The sequence below is a fragment of the Collimonas sp. NPDC087041 genome (assembly GCF_044745265.1).
GTDB lineage: Bacteria > Pseudomonadota > Gammaproteobacteria > Burkholderiales > Burkholderiaceae_D > Collimonas.
This window is the reverse complement of record NZ_JBIUZX010000005.1, coordinates 355798-378355: the sequence shown is the minus strand read 5'-3', so window position 1 is coordinate 378355 and position 22558 is coordinate 355798. Positions and strand designations below refer to the sequence as shown.

General features: G+C 57.7%; 22 protein-coding genes. 14 read left to right on the top strand and 8 right to left on the bottom strand.

The window, feature by feature from the left end:
* Positions 1-22 precede the first annotated feature (22 nt).
* From ACIPF8_RS12230 to ACIPF8_RS12210, 5 genes are all read right to left on the bottom strand, one after another.
* Entirely contained in the window at positions 23-703 is a 681-nt protein-coding gene (locus ACIPF8_RS12230; RefSeq protein ID WP_400421239.1) for an HAD-IA family hydrolase, read from the bottom strand.
* Between the two features lie 8 nt (positions 704-711).
* Entirely contained in the window at positions 712-1527 is an 816-nt protein-coding gene (locus tag ACIPF8_RS12225) for a carbohydrate ABC transporter permease (RefSeq protein WP_400421237.1), read from the bottom strand.
* Positions 1524-2453, bottom strand: a complete 930-nt coding sequence (locus tag ACIPF8_RS12220; RefSeq protein WP_400421235.1) for a carbohydrate ABC transporter permease — start codon at positions 2451-2453, stop codon at positions 1524-1526. The genes ACIPF8_RS12225 and ACIPF8_RS12220 overlap by 4 nt, the downstream gene beginning before the upstream one ends.
* A 157-nt stretch (positions 2454-2610) precedes the next feature.
* Positions 2611-3885: an ABC transporter substrate-binding protein gene (locus ACIPF8_RS12215; RefSeq protein WP_400421318.1), complete on the bottom strand. Its 1275-nt coding sequence runs from the start codon at positions 3883-3885 to the stop codon at positions 2611-2613.
* Between the two features lie 139 nt (positions 3886-4024).
* Positions 4025-4324 carry a hypothetical protein gene (locus ACIPF8_RS12210; protein WP_400421233.1) on the bottom strand — a complete coding sequence of 100 codons (300 nt, stop codon included), beginning with the start codon at positions 4322-4324 and terminating at the stop codon, positions 4025-4027.
* Here ACIPF8_RS12210 and ACIPF8_RS12205 point away from each other — a divergent pair.
* Positions 4318-5283 carry a sugar-binding transcriptional regulator gene (locus ACIPF8_RS12205; RefSeq protein WP_400421231.1) on the top strand — a complete coding sequence of 322 codons (966 nt, stop codon included), beginning with the start codon at positions 4318-4320 and terminating at the stop codon, positions 5281-5283. The two genes, ACIPF8_RS12210 and ACIPF8_RS12205, sit on opposite strands and share 7 nt — an antisense overlap.
* A 1025-nt stretch (positions 5284-6308) precedes the next feature.
* On the opposite strand, the gene ACIPF8_RS12200 is transcribed toward ACIPF8_RS12205, so the two are convergent.
* Genes ACIPF8_RS12200 through ACIPF8_RS12190 form a run of 3 tightly spaced genes read right to left on the bottom strand, consistent with a single transcriptional unit; the run spans position 6309 to position 8739 of the window.
* Positions 6309-6605: a DUF6587 family protein gene (locus ACIPF8_RS12200; RefSeq protein WP_400421229.1), complete on the bottom strand. Its 297-nt coding sequence runs from the start codon at positions 6603-6605 to the stop codon at positions 6309-6311.
* Positions 6602-8488, bottom strand: coding sequence for a ferrous iron transporter B (locus tag ACIPF8_RS12195; protein WP_400421227.1), 1887 nt, complete (start codon positions 8486-8488; stop codon positions 6602-6604). Before ACIPF8_RS12195 ends, ACIPF8_RS12200 begins: the two co-directional genes overlap by 4 nt.
* A gap of 11 nt (positions 8489-8499) precedes the next feature.
* Positions 8500-8739 carry a ferrous iron transport protein A gene (locus tag ACIPF8_RS12190; protein ID WP_400421225.1) on the bottom strand — a complete coding sequence of 80 codons (240 nt, stop codon included), beginning with the start codon at positions 8737-8739 and terminating at the stop codon, positions 8500-8502.
* A gap of 390 nt (positions 8740-9129) precedes the next feature.
* Between ACIPF8_RS12190 and ACIPF8_RS12185 the strand changes: the two genes are divergently transcribed.
* The 13 genes from ACIPF8_RS12185 to ACIPF8_RS12125 all read left to right on the top strand — a co-directional run bounded on the left by ACIPF8_RS12185 (position 9130) and on the right by ACIPF8_RS12125 (position 22552).
* Positions 9130-10260 (top strand): ABC transporter substrate-binding protein, encoded by a 1131-nt coding sequence (locus ACIPF8_RS12185; RefSeq protein ID WP_400421223.1) that lies wholly within the window; start codon positions 9130-9132, stop codon positions 10258-10260.
* 258 nt (positions 10261-10518) lie between these two features.
* Positions 10519-10683, top strand: coding sequence for a hypothetical protein (locus tag ACIPF8_RS12180; RefSeq protein WP_400421221.1), 165 nt, complete (start codon positions 10519-10521; stop codon positions 10681-10683).
* Positions 10683-11426 (top strand): metal ABC transporter ATP-binding protein, encoded by a 744-nt coding sequence (locus ACIPF8_RS12175; RefSeq protein WP_400421219.1) that lies wholly within the window; start codon positions 10683-10685, stop codon positions 11424-11426. Before ACIPF8_RS12180 ends, ACIPF8_RS12175 begins: the two co-directional genes overlap by 1 nt.
* Positions 11423-12313 carry a metal ABC transporter permease gene (locus ACIPF8_RS12170; protein WP_400421217.1) on the top strand — a complete coding sequence of 297 codons (891 nt, stop codon included), beginning with the start codon at positions 11423-11425 and terminating at the stop codon, positions 12311-12313. Before ACIPF8_RS12175 ends, ACIPF8_RS12170 begins: the two co-directional genes overlap by 4 nt.
* A 42-nt stretch (positions 12314-12355) precedes the next feature.
* Entirely contained in the window at positions 12356-13261 is a 906-nt protein-coding gene (locus ACIPF8_RS12165; protein ID WP_400421216.1) for a metal ABC transporter substrate-binding protein, read from the top strand.
* 470 nt (positions 13262-13731) lie between these two features.
* Positions 13732-14208: a transposase gene (locus ACIPF8_RS12160; protein ID WP_400421214.1), complete on the top strand. Its 477-nt coding sequence runs from the start codon at positions 13732-13734 to the stop codon at positions 14206-14208.
* A 456-nt stretch (positions 14209-14664) separates the two neighbouring features.
* Positions 14665-16236: a glycosyltransferase gene (locus ACIPF8_RS12155; RefSeq protein WP_400421213.1), complete on the top strand. Its 1572-nt coding sequence runs from the start codon at positions 14665-14667 to the stop codon at positions 16234-16236.
* A gap of 17 nt (positions 16237-16253) precedes the next feature.
* Positions 16254-17573: a glycosyltransferase gene (locus tag ACIPF8_RS12150; protein ID WP_400421211.1), complete on the top strand. Its 1320-nt coding sequence runs from the start codon at positions 16254-16256 to the stop codon at positions 17571-17573.
* Complete coding sequence (locus tag ACIPF8_RS12145) at positions 17567-18433, top strand: class I SAM-dependent methyltransferase (protein WP_400421209.1); 867 nt, start codon at positions 17567-17569, stop codon at positions 18431-18433. Before ACIPF8_RS12150 ends, ACIPF8_RS12145 begins: the two co-directional genes overlap by 7 nt.
* Positions 18434-18477: 44 nt before the next feature.
* Complete coding sequence (locus ACIPF8_RS12140; RefSeq protein WP_400421208.1) at positions 18478-19668, top strand: acyltransferase family protein; 1191 nt, start codon at positions 18478-18480, stop codon at positions 19666-19668.
* Between the two features lies 1 nt (position 19669).
* On the top strand, positions 19670-20527 hold the full coding sequence (locus ACIPF8_RS12135) for a class I SAM-dependent methyltransferase (RefSeq protein ID WP_400421206.1): 858 nt from the start codon (positions 19670-19672) through the stop codon (positions 20525-20527).
* Positions 20528-20594: 67 nt separating this feature from the next.
* A complete protein-coding gene (locus tag ACIPF8_RS12130; protein ID WP_400421204.1) occupies positions 20595-21527 on the top strand; it encodes a GDP-mannose 4,6-dehydratase in 933 nt (310 codons plus the stop codon).
* Between the two features lie 53 nt (positions 21528-21580).
* A complete protein-coding gene (locus ACIPF8_RS12125) occupies positions 21581-22552 on the top strand; it encodes a GDP-mannose 4,6-dehydratase (RefSeq protein WP_400421203.1) in 972 nt (323 codons plus the stop codon).
* The last annotated feature ends 6 nt before the right edge of the window (positions 22553-22558 follow it).

Sequence of the window (22558 nt, the reverse complement as noted above, 5' to 3'; positions counted from 1 at the left end):
GGTTCACGATTGCGCGGTCTGCTCAGGCCGCCAACAAATCCGCCAGCTGCTGCATATCGTCGAATACCAGTTCGGCGCCGGCCGCCAGCAAGCGCGCGCCTGCCTGGTTACGGTCGTGGGCGACGCCGGTGAAACCGAAGACGCGGATGCCGGCGGCGACCGCCGAACGCACTCCGGTGACGCTGTCGTCGATGGCGATGCATTGCGTTGGCGCGACATCGAAGCCGGCGGCGGCGGCCAGGTAGACATCGGGCGCCGGTTTCGGCTTGCCCATGTCGTGGCCGCTGTGGATGTGGCCGTCGAACAGATCGAACAAGCCGCAACGGCGCAAGCCGGCGTCGATGCGGGCGATGCTGCTGTTGCTGGCGACTGCCTTGGGCAAGGGCATGGCCGCCAGCACTTCGCGCACACCAGGCACCGCGGTGACTTCATCGCTGCAGGCGCGGCTGACGATCTGGTTGATCGATGCGTAATCCGTGCTGCGCAAGCCGAACTTGAACTGGGCATCAAGCTCGCCCAGCAGCAGGTCGGTCATCATGCCGAGTCGTTCGGCAATCGCGCCGTGCAAAGCACGTTCCGTATGTGGATTGCGTTCAGCGAGGTAGGGCAGCAGCTGGCGATGCAGCACGCCGAGGGCGATACTTTCGCTGTCCAGCAATACGCCGTCGCAGTCGCAGATCAGGTGGCTGATAGCTTGGTTCATCGCTTGGCTCATTTCACTGCGCCAAAGGTGAGGCCACGCACCAGCTGCTTCTGCGCCAGCCAGCCGAGCACCATGATCGGGGCAATCGCCAGCAGCGAGGCCGCCGACAACTTGGCCCAGAACAATCCTTCCGGATTCGAGTAGGAAGCGATGAACACCGTCAGCGGAGCGCCGTTGACGCTGGTCAGGTTGATGCTCCAGAACGCTTCGTTCCACGACAGGATGATCAGCAGCAGCGCCGTCGAGACCAGCCCTGGCATCGATGTCGGCAATAGCAGGTACAGCATTTCCTGCCAGGCGTTGGCGCCGTCGATGCGCGCCGCTTCGAGGATTTCCTTGGGCACGTCGTTGAAGTAGGTGAATGCCATCCACACAGCGATCGGCAGGTTGATCAAGGTGTAGATGATAGTCAGCCCGGTGACGGTGTCGAGCAGGCCGGTGTTCTTGGCCAACAGGTAGATCGGGATCAGCACGCCGACCGCAGGCATCATCTTGGTCGACAGCATCCACAGCAGCAGCTTCTGAGTGCGTGCAGTTGGGAAGAAGGCCATCGAGTAGGCTGCCGGCACGGCAATCGCCAGCGCCAGCACGGTCGAACCGAGCGAGACAATCAGCGAGTTGCTGACGAAGTTCATGTAACTGCTGCGCGCCAGCACTTCATGGAAGCTTTCCAGCGTCGGCCAGAAGATCAGTGTCGGCACATAGGCTTGATGTTCCGTCTTGAAGGCGGTGATGGCAACCCAGAAAATCGGAAAGAACAAGACGATGGCGCAAGCCCACGCCAGCAATCCCAGCCAAAGGCGGTTTTTATTTTTAGCGCTCATTTTTCGTTCGCTCCTTTCAGATTCCTTGCCATCATCCGCACCAGGAAGAACGACACAATATTTGCCAGGACCACAGCGATGATGCCGCCCGCCGAGGCGATGCCTATATCGAATTGCTGCAGGCCGATCGAGTACACCAGGTAAGCCAGGTTGGTAGTCGCCGTGCCGGGGCCGCCGGCGGTGGTGGTGAAGATTTCAGCAAAAATCGACAGCAGGAAAATCGTTTCAATCATGATCACGACCGTGATCGCGCGCTTGAGATGGGGCAGCACCACATACCAGAACACGCGGATCGGACCGGCGCCGTCCAGTTGCGCCGCTTCTTTCTGTTCGGTGTCCAGCGATTGCAGCGCGGTCAGCAGGATCAGGAAGGCAAATGGAATCCATTGCCAGGCGACGATCATGATCACCGACAGCATCGGATATTCAGCCAGCCAGTCGACCGGTTCCAGGCCGACCAGGCGCATGGCCCATGCCAGCAAGCCGTACACCGGATGCAGGATCATGTTTTTCCAAATCAGGGCGGCTACGGTCGGCATCACGAAGAAGGGGCCGATCACCAGCAAGCGGGCGATGCCGCGGCCGAAGAACGGCTGATCGAACAGCACCGCCAGCAAGGTGCCGCCGACCACGCTGATCACCAGCACCGAGCCGATCAGCAGCAGCGTATTGAGGATCGACGGCCAGAACGCCGGATCGTTGAGCAGGAATGCGTAATTGTCTAAGCCGACAAAACCGGTTTCGTCCGGCATCATCAGGTTATAGCGAATGACCGAGAAGTACAGTGTCATTGCCAGCGGCACGATCATCCACAGCAACAGCAGCGACACCGACGGCGTTTGCAGCAGCCGTACCGCTTTGAATTTGCTGGGATTCGGCCGCGTCGGTGCGACCGCATCGGCGACCTGGACGGTTTGAGTGAGCATGATGATTTACCTCGTTACTTTTTTCACGCCGATTGGCGAGATGGGTAGGGCGGACACAGCGTGCCCACGTGCGGATGCACACCGCGTATTTGGCTGCTTCGCTGTCGTGCTCACGCGTGGGCACGCTGTGCCCACCCTACGGATTACTTGCGGACTTTTATTTGATATAACGTCCTTGACGCATCATCCGTTCAGCCTGCGACTGCGATGTCTGCAGCGCCGCTTCTACCGTTGATTTGCCTGCCAGCGCGCCTGCAATCGCCTGGCCGACTACGGTGCCGAGCGATTGGAATTCAGGAATCGTGGCGAACTGGATACCGGTGTACGGCACCTTTTGCAATGTCGCATCCTTGGTGTCGGCCGACTGGATCGCGTTCAGCACGAAGTCGGAGTAAGGCGCAGCCTTTTTGTACTCTGGCGAGGCGTAGGTCGACATGCGGGTTCCTGGCGGCACCAGGCCCCAGCCTTTTTCCTTGGCGACCAGTTGGATGTATTCCTTGGAGGTAGCCCAGGCGGCGAATTTCTTGGCGGCGTCTTGCGACTTTGACGATTTCGGAATCGCCAGCGACCAGATCCACAACCAGTGCGCGCCCTTCGGCGTGACAGCGACCGGCGCCGGCGCAAACGCTACCTTGCCGACCACTTTCGATTCCTTGCTGCTGTAGATCATGCCGGCCGCCACAGTGGCGTCTATCCACATGCCGCATTTGCCGCTGGAGAACAGCACCAGGTTTTCATTGAAGCCATTTGATGTGGCGCCTTGCGGGCCGTATTTGCGCAGCAGGTCGACGTAGGTGGTGACGGCGTTTTTCCACTCTGGCGTGTTCAACTGCGGCTGCCATTTTTCATCGAACCAGCGGCCGCCGAAGGTGTTGGCGATAGTGCCGATGATGGCCATGTTCTCACCCCAGCCGGCGCGGCCGCGCAGGCAGATGCCGGCGATGCCGTTCTGCTTGTCGGTGAGTTTTTCAGCGAAGCCGGCGATGTCCGTGTAGGTCGGGTGATCCGGCATTTTCAAGCCCTTTTCCGCGAACAGGTCCTTGCGGTAATAGGTCATCGAGCTTTCGGCATAGAACGGCAGGGCGTACAGCTTGCCGCCTTCGGTCAGGCCATCGCGCACGGTCTTGATCAGGTCGCCCTCGTCGTAGCTGGCGGGCAGGCCTTCCATCGGCGCCAGCCAGCCTTTCTTGGCCCAGATCGGCGCTTCATACGCGCCGATGGTCATCAGGTCGAACTGGCCACTGCCGGTGGCGATGTCGGTCGTGACGCGCTGGCGCAGTACGTTTTCTTCCAGCACGACCCAGCGCAGCTTGATGTCTGGATTGGCGGCTTCGAAATTGGTGGAGAGTTTTTGCAATTCGATCATGTCTGGATTGTTGATCGTTGCGATGTTGACGGTAACCGGTGCGGCCCATGCGCTGCTGCAAAGCATGGCCAGCGGGATCAGGCTGAGCGGGGCGAGGATGGTCGAAAACGAGCTGCTGCCGATGTTGCGACGTTTCATGTTTGTCTCCATTGTAGGAATGATTAATTCGCCATGCCGACTTGCGCGGCTTCGCGTTATCACTTTCTCAGGCTTGCAGCCCGGAACGTTTTATAACGTTGTCTTTTGTTTCACATTCCGGTATTGCTACCAGTTGATCATGAAAATATTGAGCAAAAGACTTTTCGTTGAGCAAATAATCATCCATGATTCGAGGCGTGTCAAGATTTTTTACCGAATATATGTAGCTCGAAGTGTTCTGCGGCGTTGCGCTATCTGGGACAATTCCCGGTCGAATGCCAAAAGCAGGGCGGCGGCGTTGTCGGCGATTTGCGTTGCAAATGCGTTTGCCTGACTGCCGCGCCAAAAAAAGGAAATCAGATGGCATCAAGAAATGAAAAGCTGGACCTCGCCGCCCGGGCGGCTTGGATGTATTACGTGGCCGGCAATACACAGAACGAGATCGCCGATCACTTGGGGATCTCGCGGCAGATGGCGCAGCGTCTGGTGGCCTATGCGCGCGAGTCGGGGCTGGTCAAGGTACGCGTCGAGCATCCGGTGTCGAATTGCCTGGAATTGGCGGCTGCGTTGCAGGAGCGCTATGGCCTTGAGCAATGCCATGTGGTGCCGAGTCTTGGCTCCGACGGCAATGTAGTGGACGAAGCCGGCGTGCAGCAGATGCTGGCGGTGGTTGGCGCCGAGGTGATGGAGCGTTACCTGCAGCAGGAGACGCCGTTGGTGGTGAATGTCGGTTCGGGCCGGACCTTGAAGGCGGTGCTGGAGGCTGTCACTGAAATGGAGCGGCCGCAGCACCGGATTGTGTCGATGGTGGGGGCGATTGCGGCGGATGGTTCATCGAACCGTTATGACGTGGCATTGACTGCTGCCGATAAAATCCAGGCGCGTTTCTTTTTCCTGCCGGCGCCGCTGGTGGCCGATAGCGCGGAGGATATGCGGCAGTGGTGCAATCATCGGGTGTACCGCATCGTGGCGGATTTGGCGTTGCAGGCGGATGTGACCTTTATCGGGGTCGGGACGATTGCGCCGGGCTGTCCGATGCATGAGGATGGTTTCATTACTGCGGATGAGGTTGCGCAGTTGCAGGGGTATGGTGCGGTGGGTGAGATGATCGGGCATGCGATTGCCGGCGACGGGCGTTTGATTGCGTCGCCTATCGAGAATCGGGTGACGAGTTTGCCATTGACGTCGCCGCCTGCGAGGCCGGTGATCGGGATGGCTGGCGGCGTGAAGAAGGCTGAGGCGATTCGGGCGGTGTTGCGGGGTGGGTGGTGGTCGGGGTTGATTACCGATGAGTATTGCGCGCGGTTTGCGTTGCAGGATGTTTGAAATGTCCCGCAGTTAAAACGGTGGTCGTTACATGGAGCGCTAGTTAAATGGGGTCAGTAGTTAAATGGGGTCAGAGTTTTTTTTCGCGGTTTTTTGCGAAAATTACTCTGACCCCTTTTAACGGGCCACGGAGTGAGTGCGGTGGTGTATCAGCCTTGTTCGTCTGATTCTATTTAAAACGGTTGCTACTCCGTGGATACTTGCCGGGGGCGGCCCGGCAGCCGCTCACTTTTTGCTTCGCCAAAAAGTAAGCAAAAAGGCGATCGCACAGCCGTTGCCCGCCTACGGCGGGTTCCCAAATGAGCCGTGCGCCAGTCGGATGGGACACAAACTCGCTTCGCTCAAACATGTGTCCCATAATTCCCGACTGTCACCCGTCCCATTTGGCAACGTCAGCATGCGAAAAGTCAAAAGCAACTGCAACTGCAACTGCAAAAGCCAATTCAAAAACAACGTCAAAACCAATAACAACGTCAAAACCAACCCCACGCAGTTAAATGGGGTCGGAGTTTTTTTTCGCGGTTCTTTGCGAAAATTACTCTGACCCCTTTTAACGGGCTACGGAGTAAGTGCGGTGGCGCATCAGTCGTGTTCGTCCGGTGCTACTTAAAACGGTTACCACTCCGTGGACACTAGCCGGGGGCGGCCCGGCAGCCGCTCACTTTTTGCTTCGCCAAAAAGTGAGCAAAAAGGCGATCGCACAGCCGTTGCCCGCCTACGGCGGGTTCCCAAATGAGCCGTGCGCCAGTCGGATGGGACACAAACTCGCTACGCTCAAACATGTGTCCCATAATTCCCGACTGTCACCCGTCTCATTTGGCAACGTCAGCATGCGAAAAGTCAAAAGCAACTGCAACTGCAACGGCAAAAGCTAATTCAAAAGCAACGTCAAAATCAACAACAACGTCAAAATCAACCCTGCGCAGTTAAATGGGGTCGGAGTTTTTTTTCGCGGTTCTTTGCGAAAATTACTCTGACCCCATTTAACGGACTACGGAGTGAATGCCTTGGCATTCGCAAGCTGTTTATTCGCTGGAACGCTCGCGGAATTGCAGGGGTTGTTCTGTGGTTGGCGAGGTCGGGCCGCAGCCGGTTGAGCAGGAGCTGCAACCGCTGCCGCAGCCGCCGGCTGCGCTTGTCGGTTGCAGGCGTTTGCCTAGTGCGCGTAGCAATGTCGGGCGCGATGCGGTGCTCAGGGAGTTTGCCAATGCGGCTTGCCAGCGTTGGCTGGTGGCCGGCATCAGGCGGCGGCAGGCGTAGATGAGGCTGGCGACTACGGCTATGCCGATCACGATGTCTTGCACCACGAGAAATGGCGTCATGTCAGGAGCCTCGTAATTTGGTAGGTGAGGAATGCTGCCAGGTAGGCCAGGCCGAACAGGTAGGCGGTGGCGATGGCGACGATTTTCCAGGAGTTGGTTTCGCGCCGCATCACTGCCAGCGTCGACATGCATTGCGGAGCGAACACGTACCAGGCCAGCAGCGCCAGTGCAGTCGCCAGCGACCATTGATGCGCAATCATCGGGCCCAGTTGCGAGGCAATCGCGTCTTCACTGCCGGACATCGCGTACACCGTACCCAGCGCCGACACTGCGACTTCTCGCGCCGCCATGCCTGGCACCAATGCAATGCAGATCTGCCAGTTGAAACCGATCGGCGCGAATACATATTCCAGCAAGTGGCCGATGCGGCCGGCCAGGCTGTAATCGATGGCCGGCAAGGTCGCGCCTTCTGGCGGGCCGGGGAAGGTGGAGAGGAACCACAGCAGCACGGTCAGCGCCAGGATGATGGTGGTGACGCGGCGCAGGAAGATCAACGCGCGTTCCCATAATCCGATGGCGATATTGCGGGCGCCTGGCAAACGATAGGATGGCAGTTCCATCAGCAACGCATGTTCGCTCTTGTCCTTGCGCATGCGCTTGATGATCCAGGACACCGCCAGCGCGCTGAAGATGCCGGCTACGTACAACACGAACAGCACGATGCCCTGCAGATTGAACAAGTTCCAGACGCTGCGGTTGGGGATGAAGGCGGAGATCAGCAGCGTGTACACCGGCAGGCGCGCCGAGCAGGTCATCAGCGGCGCCACCAGGATGGTGGTGAGGCGGTCGCGCGGGTCCTGGATGCTGCGGGTCGCCATGATGCCTGGGATCGCACAGGCGAAGCTCGACAGCAGCGGAATGAAGGAGCGGCCGGTGAGTCCGGCCTTGAACATCATCCGGTCCAGCAGGAAGGCGGCGCGCGGCAGGTAGCCGGATTCTTCCAGCACCAGGATGAAGAAAAACAGGATCAGGATCTGCGGCAGGAACACCAGCACCGTGCCCAGTCCGCCGAAGATGCCGTCGCTGATCAGGCTGCGTAGCAGGCTTTCCGGCATGGCAGCAGCGACCCAGGCGCCGACTGCGGCGACGCCGGCCTGGATGCCATCCATCAGCGGCTGCGCCCAGGAAAACACTGCCTGGAAAATGAAGAACATGATCGCCGCCAGCAATGCCAGACCGAACACCGGATGCAATACCCAGCGATCGATCGCATCGTCGATCATCGAGGTGTTGCGCGGCATCGTGACTGCCGCCGCCAACATGCTGCGCACCTGTGCATGCAGATCATCGTCGACGCTTCCGGCGGGTGGCGTCGGCGTGCCGCTCTGGTCGAGATGGTTGATCAGGTCACGCGCGCCACCGCTGCGCACTGCGATGGTTTCGATAACCGGGATGCCGAGCCGGCGTTCCAGCTCTTCGCGATCGATCACGATGCCGCGTTTGCGGGCGGCATCCATCATGTTCAGCGCCAGCACCATCGGTCGTCCCAGACGTTTGACTTCGAGCACGAAGCGCAGGTGCAGGCGCAGGTTGGTGGCATCGGCCACGCATACCACCAGGTCCGGCAAAGCTTCGCCTGGCATCTGGCCGAGGCAGACCTTGCGCGTGATCATTTCGTCGGGGCTGGTCGCTTCCAGGCTGTAGGCGCCGGGCAGGTCGAGCAGCTGGAACAGGCGGCCGGAAGGAGCGGTGAAGCGGCCCTCTTTGCGTTCGACTGTAACGCCGGCGTAGTTGGCGACTTTTTGCCGGCTGCCCGTCAGTTGGTTGAACAATGCGGTCTTGCCGCAGTTGGGATTGCCGACGAGGGCGATCCGTAATGAAGCAACTGAGGACGAGGCTGACGAGGAAATCGGGGAAGCTGAGGAGGAAGCGCTGGAAGACATGTTTCTTTGTTTCAGGAAGCGGTTTGGACATGCACCCGCTGCGCTTCGGCGCGGCGCAGGGCAAAACGGGTGAAGCCGACCTGGATCATCAACGGATCGGCAGAGATGGGGCCGCGCGCCACGACACTGACCTCTTCACCCTGGACAAAGCCGAGTTCGCGCAAGCGCTGGGCAATCGGATCGCTGGCGAGTACATCCTCGACGAGTTCGATAACGGCGGGCGTGAACGGCGGCAAATCGCAAAGTCTCATACAAAAACCATGATCAATAATGATTCTCATTATATACATTCAAGGCTGTCTGTATGTGTTTGCGGCATAAAACAATGAAACAATGTGTTTCAAATTTGGCAGCACGGGACACAAAAATCCCCCAGCTTGCTTGACAGCATTACCCGCTTTGCGTTTTACTTGGCGCAATTTTCTGCACCGCAACAAATCACATGGCGCACTACGTTCGCCATGGCAGCTTTGCTGCTGCCCCAAGCCTGATCCTGAATTCACTCCAGACTGTCGCGTAAAGCAGCCCCAGCGCATCGGGGTGCCGCATTATCGGGTGCGCTGGGTAGCGCTAACATCGGCCGGATTCTTGCTTTAGGCTTCAACGTTATCAACTTACCCTATCGAATGATTGGACCACGCATGCGACTCCATAAAATACTTGTCTTGTCATCCTTGCTGTTGACGGTGACCTTGAGCCAGGCCGAAAGCGGCGTCACGGCAACCACTATCACCCTGGGCCAGTCGGCGGCGTTTTCCGGGCCGGCCCGGGAATTGGGCAAGGGCATGTACGACGGCGCCCAGGCTTATTTCGATCAGGTCAACGCCAGTGGCGGCGTATTCGGCCGCAAGATCGTCCTGAAGACGCTGGATGATGGTTATGAACCGGTGCGGGCGGCGGCCAATACCAAGCAGTTTATTGAGCAAGACGATGTACTGGCGTTGTTCGGTTATGTCGGCACGCCGACCGCCAACGCCTCGATCCCGGAAATCAGCAAAGCCAAGATCCCGTTCTTCGCGCCATTTACCGGCGCGCAGTCGCTGCGCGAGCCATTCAATCGCAACATCTTCAACATCCGCGCCAGCTACTTTGCCGAAACCGAGAAGATCGTCCAGCAGATTACGACCTTGAAGTTGAATCGGATTGCCGTGTTCTATCAGAACGATGCCTATGGCAAGGCAGGGCTGGAAGGAGTGACGCGTGCTTTGAAGAAACGCAATATCGAGGTCGTCGGCCTCGGCACGGTTGAGCGCAATAGCGTCGATGTCGCCGATGCAGTCGCCAAGATTCGGCAAAGCAAGCCGCAGACGGTGATCATGGTGTCCGCCTACAATTCCAGCGCCGCCTTCATCAAGGCGATGATCGCTGCCGGCAGTCCGCCAGCGTTCTGGAACATCTCCTTCGTCGGCAGCCAGCAACTGGTCAACGCGCTGGGCAAGGACGCCAGCGGGGTGCAGATCGCCCAGGTGATGCCGGCGCCATGGGACGAAGTCCACAGCATCGTCAAGGAGTACCGCAAGTATTACCTGCAAAACGGCAAGCGCGAATGGGATTACGTCAGCATGGAAGGTTTCATCGCCGCCAAGATTTTTGTCGAGGGTTTGAAGCGCGCCGGCAGCGGCCTGACCCGGGATGGTCTGGTGCGCGCGCTGGAAACCATGAACCACTATGACGTCGGCGGCTATTTCGTGACGTTCACGCCGACTAATCACAACGGCTCGGAATTTGTCGATCTGACCATGATCTCCAAGAACGGCCGCTTCCTGCATTGATAGAGTCGGCATAACTGGTAAGTTTCAGGTAATTCTGAGAACAAGAAATCCATGCAGCTTTGCATGGATTTTTTTTTGCGCTGCCATCAATCGGCTATCTCTGCACATGTTTGAGGTGCTTCGCCTGAATACGAATAATCATCCGGGCTGTACATATGCAACAGAGTTGCATTACAATCCTGAATATGCAACTGTGTTGCAAATATGCATTTGAGCGCATCCGCCAATCCCATCATCTTTTCCGTGCCAGGGCTCCCTATGAAACAAGCAAAGAAATTCCCTGTCACCGTACTGTCGGCGTTCCGGGAAGCAGGAAAAATCCCCCTGCTGGCACGCTCCGCCTGGTGGCGCGTGTTGCTGGTGCTGCCGCTATGCCTGTTGCTATGGCTCGGGGTGTACTGGGCTTTGACGGGAGAAGTGTGATGAATCCGGCTATCGCATTGCATGACCTGACGGTTGCCTATCGCCGCCACCCAGCCCTGCATCACATCAGCGGCCGCTTTGAGCGCGGTACGCTGACTGCGGTGGTCGGCTCGAACGGCGCGGGCAAGAGCACCTTGTTGAAAAGCCTGTTGGGATTGGTGCGGATCGACAGCGGGAAAATCGAAATCAATGTCGCGCGCAAGCGCATTGCTTATCTGCCGCAGCAGGCCGAGATCGATCGCAGTTTCCCGATTTCGGTGCTGGATTGCGTATTCCTCGGTTACTGGCAAAAACTGGGCGTGTTCGGCGGCATCAGCCAGGCGATGGCGGCGCGTGCGCGCGATGCGTTGCTGGCGGTGGGCTTGCAGGGGTTCGAAGCGCGCGCGGTCGGCAGCCTGTCGGCAGGGCAGTTCCAGCGTGTCTTGTTTGCGCGCATCCTGGTTCAGGATGCCGAGCTGATCCTGCTCGACGAGCCATTCAATGCGGTCGATGCCAAAACCACCGAAGACCTGCTGGCGATCATTCATGCCTGGCACGCCCAGCAGCGTACCGTGATTGCGGTGCTGCATGACCATGAACAGGTGCGTCGCCATTTTCCGCAGGCGCTGCTGTTGGCGCGTCGGCTGGTGGCCTGGGGCGATACTGCGCAAGTGCTGACCGAATCGCACCTGCATCAGGCCAAGCACATGCCGGAAGCGCCCGATCCGCACGCGGCGCCATGCCAGGCCAAGGAGGCGGCATGAACGCGCTGTCGCATATCCATGATGTGTATCGGCTGGCGCTGGCGCCGTTTGAAGAGTTCGCTTTCATGCGGCGGGCATTGATCGGGATTCTGGCGCTGTCGCTCAGCAGCGCACCGCTCGGCGTGTTGCTGACCTTGCGCCGCATGAGCCTGTTCGGCGACGCACTCAGCCATGCGGTGCTGCCGGGCGTGGCGATCGGCTTCATCCTGTTTGGCCTGTCGCTGCCGGCGCTCAGCATCGGCGGCTTCCTGGCTGGCGTGATCGTGGTTGCAGTCGCTGCGCTGATCAGCCGGGATACCGATCTCAAGGAAGACGCCAGCCTGGCGTCGACCTATCTGACCGCACTGGCGCTGGGCGTGATGCTGATTTCGATGAGTGGCTCCAAGCTGGATTTGCTGCATATCCTGTTCGGCAATGTGCTTGGCGTCGATCAGGCCGGCTTGCTGCTGGTGGCTGGCGTCAGCACCTTCAGCCTGCTGCTGGGCGCATTGACCTATCGCGGCCTGCTGCTGGAAAGTTTCGATCCGTCCTTCCTGGCCGCCAGCGGTAATCGTGCCGCGCTGTTCCAGCAAATGTTCCTGATGCTGGTGGTGCTCAACCTGGTTGCCTCGTTCCAGACGCTGGGCACGCTGATGGCGGTCGGCCTGATGATGCTGCCGGCCGTATCGGCGCGGCTCTGGCATGACACCTTGCCGGCGCAGCTATGCAATAGCGCGCTGCAGGCGGCGCTGTCCGGTTATGCCGGCTTGCTGCTGTCCTACTACACCGGCGCCCCTTCCGGTCCGACCATTATCGTTTGCGCCGCGGCCTGTTATGTGGTGTCGCTGCTGGTTGCTCCGCGCGGCTGGCTGCCACAGTTGCTGAAGCGGCCGCACTTGCAGGGATGAGTTGAACGCATTTCATCGGTATTTCAATTTCAAGGAGTCATAGTGAACACAGTGCAAAAATTAGCCGGCCTATTTCTGGCCGCATTGTTGGCGATATCCGGCAGTGCGATGTCGGCTGAGCGGATTCCCGTCGTCGCCAGTTTCAGCATTCTCGCGGACATTGTCAGCAATGTCGGCGGTGAGCGTGTGGCAGTGTCGATGCTGGTGGGGCCGGACCAGGATGCCCATGTATTCGAACCGGCGCCAAGCGATGTGAAGAAGATCGCCCAGGCCAAATTGGTGGTAATCAACGGCCTTGGTTTCGAGGGCTGGATCGAGCGCCTGGCCAATGCCGCCGCCTACCATGGCGTCATCGCAGTGGCCAGCGACGGCATCCAGCCGCGGCAACGTCCGGGACATGGCAATAACGCGGCGCTGCGGCCCGATCCGCACGCATGGCAGGATCCGGTCAATGTGATGACTTATACCCGCAACATTGTCAGCGCCCTGAGTAAGGTCGATCCGGCTGGTAGCGAGATATACAAGGCGAACGGCGCCAAATACCTGCACCAGCTGGCGCAACTGGATGATTGGGCGCAGGCGCAGTTCGCCCAGATTTCCGGCGCCCAGCGCACCGTGATCACCTCGCACGATGCCTTTGAGTATTTCGGCGCGCATTACGGTGTGCGTTTCCTGGCGGCACAGGGCGTATCGACTGAAAGCGAGCCGAGCGCACGGGATATCGCGGCGCTGATCCGGCAGATGAAACAGCAGCATGTCAAAGCGCTGTTCTTTGAAAACATGAGTAATCCGCAACTGCTGCAGCAAATCAGCAATGAAGTTGGCGTTGCTCCCGGCGGCAAACTGTATGCCGATGCCTTGTCGCCACCGAGTGGTGACGCGCCGACGTATTTGCGCATGATGCGTTACAACATGACGCAGATATTGGGGCGTTTGCGCTTGAATTGAGCGGTGTCTTAGCCCAGTTCTTACTTTGGGTAACGTGTGGCTTGTGCATGGGGGAAAACTTCACCAATTGTTACTTTTTGTCGTGTAAATCGACAGGTTTTATTCGTGTTTTGACGCCGTGATGTGAGCACAGTCGGGATCGTAGGGCGAGTAAATAGATGCCCAGGTACGACGAGCAGGAATCGGTCCTTTGTTTCTGGAGAGTACGAATAAGTACCCATCTAACGTCATTTATTAGTTAAACATTGTAAATTTGTGTCAACGATAGTTAAAAATCGTTCTTTGTTGTGGTGTCATTGCTGGCTTGCTTTTACTCTTTGCCTACTTGCTTGAACAGCTTGTCTGATTAGTAAATAGATAACGAATGAAGTAATCGATTGGATTTGGCCGAGCAAACTCCAAAAGAATAGATTTGTTAAATCGGCAAATCTGATTGCTTGATTCATTTTCAACAGTCAAAGAGTAAATAGATGCAAAAATTCAATGGTGTTCTTCAAGACGCGCAATGGGAGAAGCTGGAGCCTTTGCTGGTCGGCCGGCCTGGTGATTCCGGGATGTCGGGCCGCGACAACCGCATGTTCATGGAGGCCGTGCTGTGGGTGGCGTTAAAGTCGGGGTCGTGGAGCAATCTGTCGCCGGAGTTCGGCAGGTGGCGGACCAGCTACATGCGTTTCCGGCGCTGGACCAAGGCCGACGTCTGGCGACGTCTTTGCGACAGCTTTGCCGACGACCAGGAACTGCTCACGCTCCTTAGTGCAATTACGCAGCTCGGCGACGAACACACGCGCCAGAACACCGAAAGATCAATTCGTCGCACCAACATCAAAATGTATGACCGTGCCCTGGCTTCTTCACGACGCGTCGTCCCGCAGCAGATTAGTGGCGACGAACATGCGTCGTCGTGGGTTTGGCTGGTGAGCAACGATGCTCAGAAAGAAATGGGTTGAGCAATTGCTTGCCTGGCAAGGACCGGGCGGGAGTCGGGAGTCGGGAGTCGTCATGACACCGGATATCAACGCCAGGATCAGGTAGATCGTCTGGGTCTGCCCAATGAGGCCCAATTGTTGAAAAATTAAGGCTATGCAGCTCGCCGGGCGCTCGCAGCTGTATTCATGGCCATTGCATTTTCGATGATTTAAATTATCTTTTTTGCTATATTTCACCTACATCTATAAGTAGGTACAGCTCTCTAATGCCTAAGCCCGTCGCACCTACATCGTGCCGGATCAGGTATTATCGCCACTTATATGGCTGTGTACGATAGGAAACTTTCTTAGCGCTGTGCTTCGCAAGTCCTTCCGCATTTCCTCAATACATAAAATGAATGGCCCACTACGGAGCCCGAGACGAGTCCAAGACAGCACAGTTTGGGCGATTAACATTCGATTAAAAGTACGATATTGATGAATTTCATTCTGTATTCGGATATTGGCGAAAGCACGATCAATAAAAGCCTTGGTTTGCCAGAGTACAGCTACTACTTTGTCTTGAAAGCATTCCGCAGCGCATTGGCCGAACTCGGCGCAGTGACGCTGGTGCGTGATCCAGCGACGGAAGTCGATCCGCTGTTTGAAGCGTGCCAGCAGCGTGGCGAAGAATGCGTGTTCCTGTCCTTTTCCCCGCCGAATAAAACCTTGGTCAATCTGAAGTGTCCGACCGTGTCGGTATTCGCCTGGGAGTACAACAACATTCCCAACGAACAGTGGGATGACGATCTGCGCAACGATTGGCGTACTGTATTCGCCAGCCATGGCCGGACCATCACCTTATCGGGCTATACGGCGCGTACCGTCAAGGATGCAATGGGCGCGGATTTTGCGGTGTTGGCGGCGCCGGCGCCGCTGTGGGAACACTTTGCCGAAGCCCGCGCACGGCTAGGGCGCAGATCGCCAGGTATCAACACAGAGATTCAATTGCGCGGCACGGTACTCGATAGCAGGGTGCTCGGGCTGTCCGCGGACAGCTTGCTCCCCAATACCGCGCCTCCGGCGCCGGTGGTGGAAGCAGCTCCCGTCGTGGCGCCGGAGCCACCACCGAAAAATCTGCGCTACCGTCTCTCGGTAACCAAACGACATCTGCTGGACTGGTACCGCGAAGCATTGCGTGACTTGTTGCCTGCATGGCTGGCAGACACGGCGGCGACCGCCGCGCGCAAGAGCTATGCAATCGTGCGGCCAAGGCCTGCGCCTGCGCCGGTACCACCGGCGCCGCCAGTGGCGGTGGTTGAAGAGCCGGAGGTCCAGGTCAAGCTGGATGGTGTGGTGTATACCTCGGTGTTCAGCCCGAAGGACGGCCGTAAAAACTGGTTCGACATGGTCACCGCGTTTTGCTGGACCTTCCGCGATGTCGACGACGCGACGCTGGTGCTGAAGATGAACGATCGCGATTTATCTTCGTATCGGCCGACCCTGATGACCTTGCTGTCGCAGCTGGCGCCGTTCAAATGCCGCGTCGTCACCTTGCATGCCTTCCTAGAGGATACGACATACGAAAAATTGATCGGCGCCACGACTTATTACGTGAATACTTCGCTGTGCGAGGGGCTGTGCCTGCCGCTGATGGAATTCATGTCTTGCGGTGTGCCGGCGATAGCGCCGAAGCATACCGCCATGGAAGATTACGTCGACGATAGCGTTGCATTCATCGTCAAATCGGGACTGGAACACAATGTCTGGCCGCACGATCCGCGCGACTTGTTCCGCACATTGCGTTACCGCCTCGATTGGGCCTCAATTTGCAAGGCCTATCGGGATAGTTACCAGATGGCCAAGGACGCGCCGGAAAAATATGAACAGATGAGCGGCCGCGTTCTGCAGCGCATGCAATCGTACGCGTCGGTTGGCGTGGTGAAGGAACAGCTGCAACACTTTTTCCAGCAGACGGAGCCCAGCTTGCGGGATCCTGATTCCGTCAGCACCCGTACTGCGCAGTTTTCTGCATCATTATCGACACCCTTGACCGGTCCGGCCGCCTGATCTGAATAGACCCGCACATGATCATCATCATTTACTCAGATACCAACGCCGGTTCGATAGAAAAGAATCTGGGTTTGCCGGAGTACAGCTATTACTTCGTGCTGAAAGAATTCAAACCGATCCTGGAACGGATGGGCATCGTGGTGCCGGTTACCGATCCGGCGCGTGAAGTCGATGCGATTTATCGTAATGCGCAGGCCCATGGAGAGAGCTGTGTGTTCCTGTCTTTCTCGCCGCCGCACAAGACGGCGATTGGCCTGGAGTGCCCGACCATACCGGTGTTCGCCTGGGAATTCAATACCATCCCGCAGGAGATGTGGCAGGACGAGCCGCGCCATGACTGGCGCATGGTGTTCGGCAAACTCGGCTGCGCCATCACCCATTCCGAATTCACCGTGACGTCGGTGCGTGCAGCGATGACGCCGTCGTTCCCTATCGTTTCCGCTCCGGCCCCGGTGTGGGATCGCTTTGCCGGAATCCGCCAGCGATTGGCGCTGGCAGGACGTTCCGATGGCGTGGAGCTGCAAGTGGCCGGCACGATTATCGACAGTCGCACCACCGATCTCAGCCTGTTCGGCCCGAACCGCCGGCATGATGCCAAGCCCAACCTGATCCGGCCGGCTGAACTGGCGCGGCAACAGCCGGACCGGGTGCATATCGATGGCGTGGTGTACACCTCGGTGTTCAATCCGTACGACGGCCGCAAGAACTGGTTCGACATGATCGGCGCATTCTGCTGGGCGTTCCGCGATACCGAGGATGCAACGCTGGTGTTGAAACTGACCCATCACGACATCAAGACCGCGATCGACGCACTGCTAGAGGATTTGTACAAGCTGACGCCATACAAATGTCGCATCGTGCTGATACACGGCTATTTGGCCGATGCCGAATATGAAAAGCTGGTGGCGGCCACCAGCTACGTGGTCAACACATCGCACGGCGAAGGGCAGTGCCTGCCGCTGATGGAGTTCATGTCTTGCGGCAAACCAGCGATTGCGCCAGACAATACCGCGATGGCCGACTACATCGATAGCGAAAACGCATTCGTCATCGCCTCCAGCGAAGAGCCAAGCCATTGGCCGCATGACCCGCGCCAGGCTTATCGCACATTGCGTTATCGAATAGACTGGGACGGCTTGCGCCATGCCTACACGGAGAGTTATCGGGTATTCAAGCAAGACCGCGCACGCTATGAGCAAATGAGTGAAAGCGCGGTAAGCAGCTTGCAAAAGCACTGTTCGCAAGCCGTAATCGGACAGCGCCTGCGGGAATTTTTGGCGGCGCATGCGCTCCTTGCAAGCGGCATAGCTCAGGACCCGGCTCCGATATGCTGAACATTCTGTCCAGCCTGTCTATCCTGTTCAAGGGCAAGGTATCAGCCGAGCCGGAACTGGCTCCGTTGATTTCGAAAGAAGGTGTGGTCGATTCGCGCGTCTGCGGCTTGATCGATGCGGTGCACAGCGGCTGGTTCAATCACGCCAGCGGCGAACTGGCTGCCGGTTTCAAGATCACCAGCGAAGACGTGGTGCTCGATGTCGGTTGCGGCGATGGCGCGGCGACGATCTTTGCAGCGCGTTGCGGCGCCGAAGTGATTTTTTCCGATTCCGATGCCGGCAAGATCGCCCGGCTGGAGGCGCAAGTAAAGAACACACCGGCGCGCGCGGCGCAGGCTCTGGTTTGCGATACCGATCCACTGCCACTGCCGGACCAGCGCGCCACCCGCATCATCGCGATGGAGATGCTGGAGCATGTCGACGATCCTGCACAGGTGCTGGCCGAGCTGGTGCGCGTCGGCCGGCCTGGGGCCTTGTATCTGCTGACGGTGCCGGACCCGGTCGGCGAACATGTGCAGCAGCAGCTGGCGCCCGCCGCCCATTTCCAGAAGCCGAACCATATCCACATTTTTGAGCGCGACGCCTTTGCAGCGATGATCGCCAATGCCGGATTGGTCGTCGAAAGCCGCCAGTCTTCCGGTTTTTACTGGAGCATGTGGATGTGCCTGTATTGGGCCAGCGTGCCGAAACAAGGTGGCGCAACCCTGGATCAGATCAAGGCGCCGTATCCACCGCTGTTGAACGAATGGGCAAACACCTGGCATCAGTTGATGCAAACGCCCGGCGGCGACAAGGTGAAGGAAAAGCTGGATGGCTTCATGCCGAAGAGCCAGATCATCGTGGCGCGCAAACCGGGGTGACCAATGAAGCACAGTGCTGAATCAATAACGGGATCAGGCCGAACATGAATCGACGGATAGCAGATATTCAATTATTGCGCGGCATCGCCGTGCTTTTTGTGCTGGTCGAGCATACCCAGTTCAACCTGTTCGGCGAACCGAACCGGCTGCTGACCTACCTCTATCCGAACTTCGGCGGCTGGACCGGGGTTGACCTGTTCTTTGCCATTTCCGGTTTCGTGATCGCGCGCGACCTGGTTCCGCGCATGGCGCGCGCGGACGGACGCCAATTTTCCACCCTGCTGAGTTTCTGGGTGCGGCGCGCCTCGCGCCTGTGGCCGTCTGCGTGGCTGTGGCTGGCGCTGATCCTGGTCGCCACCGTCGCTTTCAATCACTCCGGCGCTTTCGGCCTGTTGCAGACCAATCTCGACGCTACGCTCGCCGGTGTGTTCAATTACGGGAATTTTCGCCTGATCGCGGTCTTCGGGCGCTCTGAATACGGCGCCAGCTTTCCGTACTGGAGCCTGTCGCTGGAAGAACAGTTCTATCTGTTGCTGCCGTTGGCAATCCTTATCTTTCGCCGTTGGCTGCCCTGGGTGTTGATCGTCCCTGTGATCGTGCAATTGTGCGCGCATCGCCACTATGACCTGATCTGGATGGGAACCCGCTCGGATGCGCTGATGCTTGGCGTTCTGCTGGCGATATGGAGCCAGCACGACAGCTATCGCCGCTTCGAGCCGACGTTCCTGAAAAATCGCCTGTGGTTGCGCTGGATTGTCCTGGCTGCGCTGGTGATCGCGTTGGGGGCGATCGGCTCCTATCATTTCGCGGAATGGCGTTTCTGGGTCGGGACCGTGGCGTTGATCTCGATACTGCTGGTGTTCATTGCATCCTATGACCAGGATTACCTGATGCCGGACAACCCGCTCAAGAAGGTTTTCCTGTGGCTAGGCAGTCGTTCTTATGCGCTGTATCTGACGCATATCCCAGCATACCTGGCCAGCCGCGAAATCTGGTATCGCATCGAGCCGGTGAATACCGTTTTTAGTAAAAACTATAACGGCCGCCTGGCGCTGACCGCAATCGTGCTGGTACTGATTTTCAGCGAATTGAATTATCGCTTCGTCGAAACGCCGTTCCGCGCGCGCGGCAAGCGGCTGGCCGATCGAATCAATCTGCAACCCGGCTGGTTCCAGGCGTGGCTGTCCCGCTTCAAGGGACGTCCTTCAATGAGCACGGACAGCGAGAAACCCTAGCATGCGCAAGTTGATCAGCAAATTATTCGGCGGCAGGCCGGCAATCGGTCCGGCAACGGTGATGCCGCAGTCGTCGCTTGCATCGCCTGCGGCTCTGCCGGAAGTCAACCATTTCGATATCGGCCTGAAAGATGCCGGCTTCGACGGTTGGTATCGGGTCGAGAGCGGCGAACTATATGAAGGTTTCGCAATCGGAGTGGACGATGTGGTGGTTGACGTTGGCTGCGGCGAAGGCGGTTGCGCCTTGTTCTGCGCCAATCGCGGCGCCCATGTGATCGTTGCTGATATTGATGCAGCCAAGGTTGCCGCAAGCGTGCAGCGCCTTGCCGATACGCCGGCAAGACTGGTGCAGGGCGTGGTGAGTGACGCCAATCCCTTGTTGCTGGAAGACGGCATTGCAAGCCGGATCATTTCGATGGAAGTGATGGAGCATGTCGACGATCCGGCGCAGTTCCTGCGCGAGCTGGCGCGCATCGGCAAGCCGGGCGCGCAGTATTTGTTGACGGTGCCCGATCCGGTGGCGGAACAATTGCAGGTGGGCCTGGCGCCGGAGGTGTATTTCCAGAAACCGAATCATGTGCGGATCATCCAGCGCGATGAATTTGCAAAACTGGTGACCGATGCCGGCCTGGTCATCGAACGCCAAGGTTCGTATGGCTTTTACTGGTCGCTCTGGTGGCTGTTTTTTTGGGTTTGCAAGGTCGATCTGTCGAATCCGCAGCACCCATTGTTGAATAGCTGGACGCGGACTTGGGAAGCCTTGCTGGACAGTCCGCAAGGCAATCAGGTCAGGAAAAGCATGAATGACCTGATGCCGAAATGCCAGGTCATCATCGCCCGCAAGCCTGGAAAGCAGTAATGCAGAACGAGCGATATGTCACCATGGTTTTCCGTGTGGAGGAAAGATCATGGTAAAGGATAAGCAAATGAGACGACTATTTATTACCGGAGAATCTGGATTTGTCGGCCGTGCATTCGACCGCCTGCGTGCGCATGTGGTCGCCCAGCATGGTTGGGAACTGGTGAGCGCCGAGAGAGAATATGATCTCCTGGATGCCGATTCGCTGGATCGTGTACTGAGCAATGCGAAGCCGGATGCGGTAATTCATCTCGCCGGTCAGACCTTCATCCCGGAGGCGTTTCGCGACCCGGAACATACTCTGGATGTCAATCTGCTGGGAACGTTGAAGCTGCTGCAATCGTTGCAACGCAACGGGTTCAACGGCAGCTTCTTGTACGTCAGCTCGGGTGATGTCTATGGCCGCGTGGACCCGGCGCTGTTGCCGATAACGGAACTACAAGTGCCGCGCCCGCAGAATCCCTATGCAGTCAGCAAGGCGGCGGCTGAATTGCTGTGCTATCAATGGAGTTGTAACCTGCCTTGGCGCATTATGGTGGCGCGACCATTCAACCATATTGGTCCGGGACAGCGCGAGGATTTCGTGATTTCCAGCGTAGCGCGTCAAATGGCACGCATCAAACTTGGTCTGCAGGAGCGCCGCATACTGGTCGGCGATATCGACGTGAGTCGTGATTTTCTTGATGTCGAGGATGTCATTTCCGCATACCTGGCATTGCTGGAGAAAGGGCAAAGTGGCGAGGTTTATAACGTCTGCTCGGGCAAGGAGTATCTGATCCGCGACATGATTGCCAGCATGCTGTACCTGACTGAAATAGATGCCACGATTGAACAAGACCCGGCACGCATGCGCCTGTCGGATTTGCGGAGAGTGAAGGGCTGCAACCAGAAGATTGAGTTGGCAACTGGCTGGAAGCCGGGCATCTCAATGCAGCCTACATTGCTCGCTGTCCTGGCCGACTGGGATGCCCGCGTGGCAGCAGAGAATGCTGCGCAGTGAGTTGCCGATATGCGTGTAATGATCAGAAATAAAATAGGTGGAGATAAATAGCGATGACAAAAACTGCACTGATTACCGGTGTGACCGGACAGGATGGCGCCTACCTTGCCAAGTTGCTGCTTGATAAAGGCTATAAGGTTTATGGTTTACTGGCGCGCCGCAGTAGCGACACGTTGTGGCGTTTGCGTGAACTTGGCATTGTTGAACAACTGCATTTCATTGAAGGCGATCTCGCCGACGCCACTTCGACGATCCGCGCCGTGTGCCAGGCGCGTCCGGATGAAGTCTACAATTTGGGAGCACAAAGTTTCGTTGGCACCTCCTGGAATCAACCCGTCGTGACTGGGATGGTTGACGGATTGGGCGTGACTCACATGCTGGAGGCGATTCGTCAATTCAGACCAGAGGCTCGTTTTTACCAGGCTTCAACCAGTGAGATGTTCGGCCTTATTCAGGCAGAGCGCCAGGACGAAAATACACCGTTTTACCCGCGTAGCCCATATGGCGTGGCCAAACTGTATGGCCATTGGATTACAGTCAATTACCGTGAAAGTTTCGGTTTGCACGCGTCGAGCGGTATCTTGTTTAATCATGAATCCCCACTGCGAGGCATTGAATTCGTGACGCGCAAGGTGACCGATGCTGCTGCTCGCATCAAACTCGGCAAGCAACGAGAGCTCCGACTAGGGAACATTGATGCCAAGCGGGATTGGGGGTTTGCTGGTGATTATGTTGAAGCCATGTGGTTGATGCTGCAACAGGCGAAGGCCGATGACTACGTGATTGCCACCGGCGTCACCACCAGCGTGCGCGACATGTGTCGCATTGCTTTTTCCTATTTGGATTTGAACTATGAAGATTACCTGGTGATCGATCAACAGTTCTTCCGGCCGGCCGAAGTCGACGTGTTGCTTGGTAATCCCGCAAAGGCTCACGCCAAGCTAGGTTGGAACCCAAGGACCGACCTTGATGAATTGGTCCGGAAAATGGTCGATGCGGATATACGTCGTGTCGGTAAAGAATAAGGGAGA

What these genes read in the sequence shown, in the direction of transcription:
- ACIPF8_RS12230 (WP_400421239.1), bottom strand. Translation starts at nt 703, where the DNA reads ATGAACCAAGCTATCAGCCACCTGATCTGCGACTGCGACGGCGTATTG.
- ACIPF8_RS12225 (WP_400421237.1), bottom strand. Translation starts at nt 1,527, where the DNA reads ATGAGCGCTAAAAATAAAAACCGCCTTTGGCTGGGATTGCTGGCGTGG.
- ACIPF8_RS12220 (WP_400421235.1), bottom strand. Translation starts at nt 2,453, where the DNA reads ATGCTCACTCAAACCGTCCAGGTCGCCGATGCGGTCGCACCGACGCGG.
- ACIPF8_RS12215 (WP_400421318.1), bottom strand. Translation starts at nt 3,885, where the DNA reads ATGCTTTGCAGCAGCGCATGGGCCGCACCGGTTACCGTCAACATCGCA.
- ACIPF8_RS12205 (WP_400421231.1), top strand. Translation starts at nt 4,318, where the DNA reads ATGGCATCAAGAAATGAAAAGCTGGACCTCGCCGCCCGGGCGGCTTGG.
- ACIPF8_RS12210 (WP_400421233.1), bottom strand. Translation starts at nt 4,324, where the DNA reads ATGCCATCTGATTTCCTTTTTTTGGCGCGGCAGTCAGGCAAACGCATT.
- ACIPF8_RS12200 (WP_400421229.1), bottom strand. Translation starts at nt 6,605, where the DNA reads ATGACGCCATTTCTCGTGGTGCAAGACATCGTGATCGGCATAGCCGTA.
- ACIPF8_RS12195 (WP_400421227.1), bottom strand. Translation starts at nt 8,488, where the DNA reads ATGTCTTCCAGCGCTTCCTCCTCAGCTTCCCCGATTTCCTCGTCAGCC.
- ACIPF8_RS12190 (WP_400421225.1), bottom strand. Translation starts at nt 8,739, where the DNA reads ATGAGACTTTGCGATTTGCCGCCGTTCACGCCCGCCGTTATCGAACTC.
- ACIPF8_RS12185 (WP_400421223.1), top strand. Translation starts at nt 9,130, where the DNA reads ATGCGACTCCATAAAATACTTGTCTTGTCATCCTTGCTGTTGACGGTG.
- ACIPF8_RS12180 (WP_400421221.1), top strand. Translation starts at nt 10,519, where the DNA reads ATGAAACAAGCAAAGAAATTCCCTGTCACCGTACTGTCGGCGTTCCGG.
- ACIPF8_RS12175 (WP_400421219.1), top strand. Translation starts at nt 10,683, where the DNA reads ATGAATCCGGCTATCGCATTGCATGACCTGACGGTTGCCTATCGCCGC.
- ACIPF8_RS12170 (WP_400421217.1), top strand. Translation starts at nt 11,423, where the DNA reads ATGAACGCGCTGTCGCATATCCATGATGTGTATCGGCTGGCGCTGGCG.
- ACIPF8_RS12160 (WP_400421214.1), top strand. Translation starts at nt 13,732, where the DNA reads ATGCAAAAATTCAATGGTGTTCTTCAAGACGCGCAATGGGAGAAGCTG.
- ACIPF8_RS12155 (WP_400421213.1), top strand. Translation starts at nt 14,665, where the DNA reads ATGAATTTCATTCTGTATTCGGATATTGGCGAAAGCACGATCAATAAA.
- ACIPF8_RS12150 (WP_400421211.1), top strand. Translation starts at nt 16,254, where the DNA reads ATGATCATCATCATTTACTCAGATACCAACGCCGGTTCGATAGAAAAG.
- ACIPF8_RS12145 (WP_400421209.1), top strand. Translation starts at nt 17,567, where the DNA reads ATGCTGAACATTCTGTCCAGCCTGTCTATCCTGTTCAAGGGCAAGGTA.
- ACIPF8_RS12140 (WP_400421208.1), top strand. Translation starts at nt 18,478, where the DNA reads ATGAATCGACGGATAGCAGATATTCAATTATTGCGCGGCATCGCCGTG.
- ACIPF8_RS12135 (WP_400421206.1), top strand. Translation starts at nt 19,670, where the DNA reads ATGCGCAAGTTGATCAGCAAATTATTCGGCGGCAGGCCGGCAATCGGT.
- ACIPF8_RS12130 (WP_400421204.1), top strand. Translation starts at nt 20,595, where the DNA reads ATGAGACGACTATTTATTACCGGAGAATCTGGATTTGTCGGCCGTGCA.
- ACIPF8_RS12125 (WP_400421203.1), top strand. Translation starts at nt 21,581, where the DNA reads ATGACAAAAACTGCACTGATTACCGGTGTGACCGGACAGGATGGCGCC.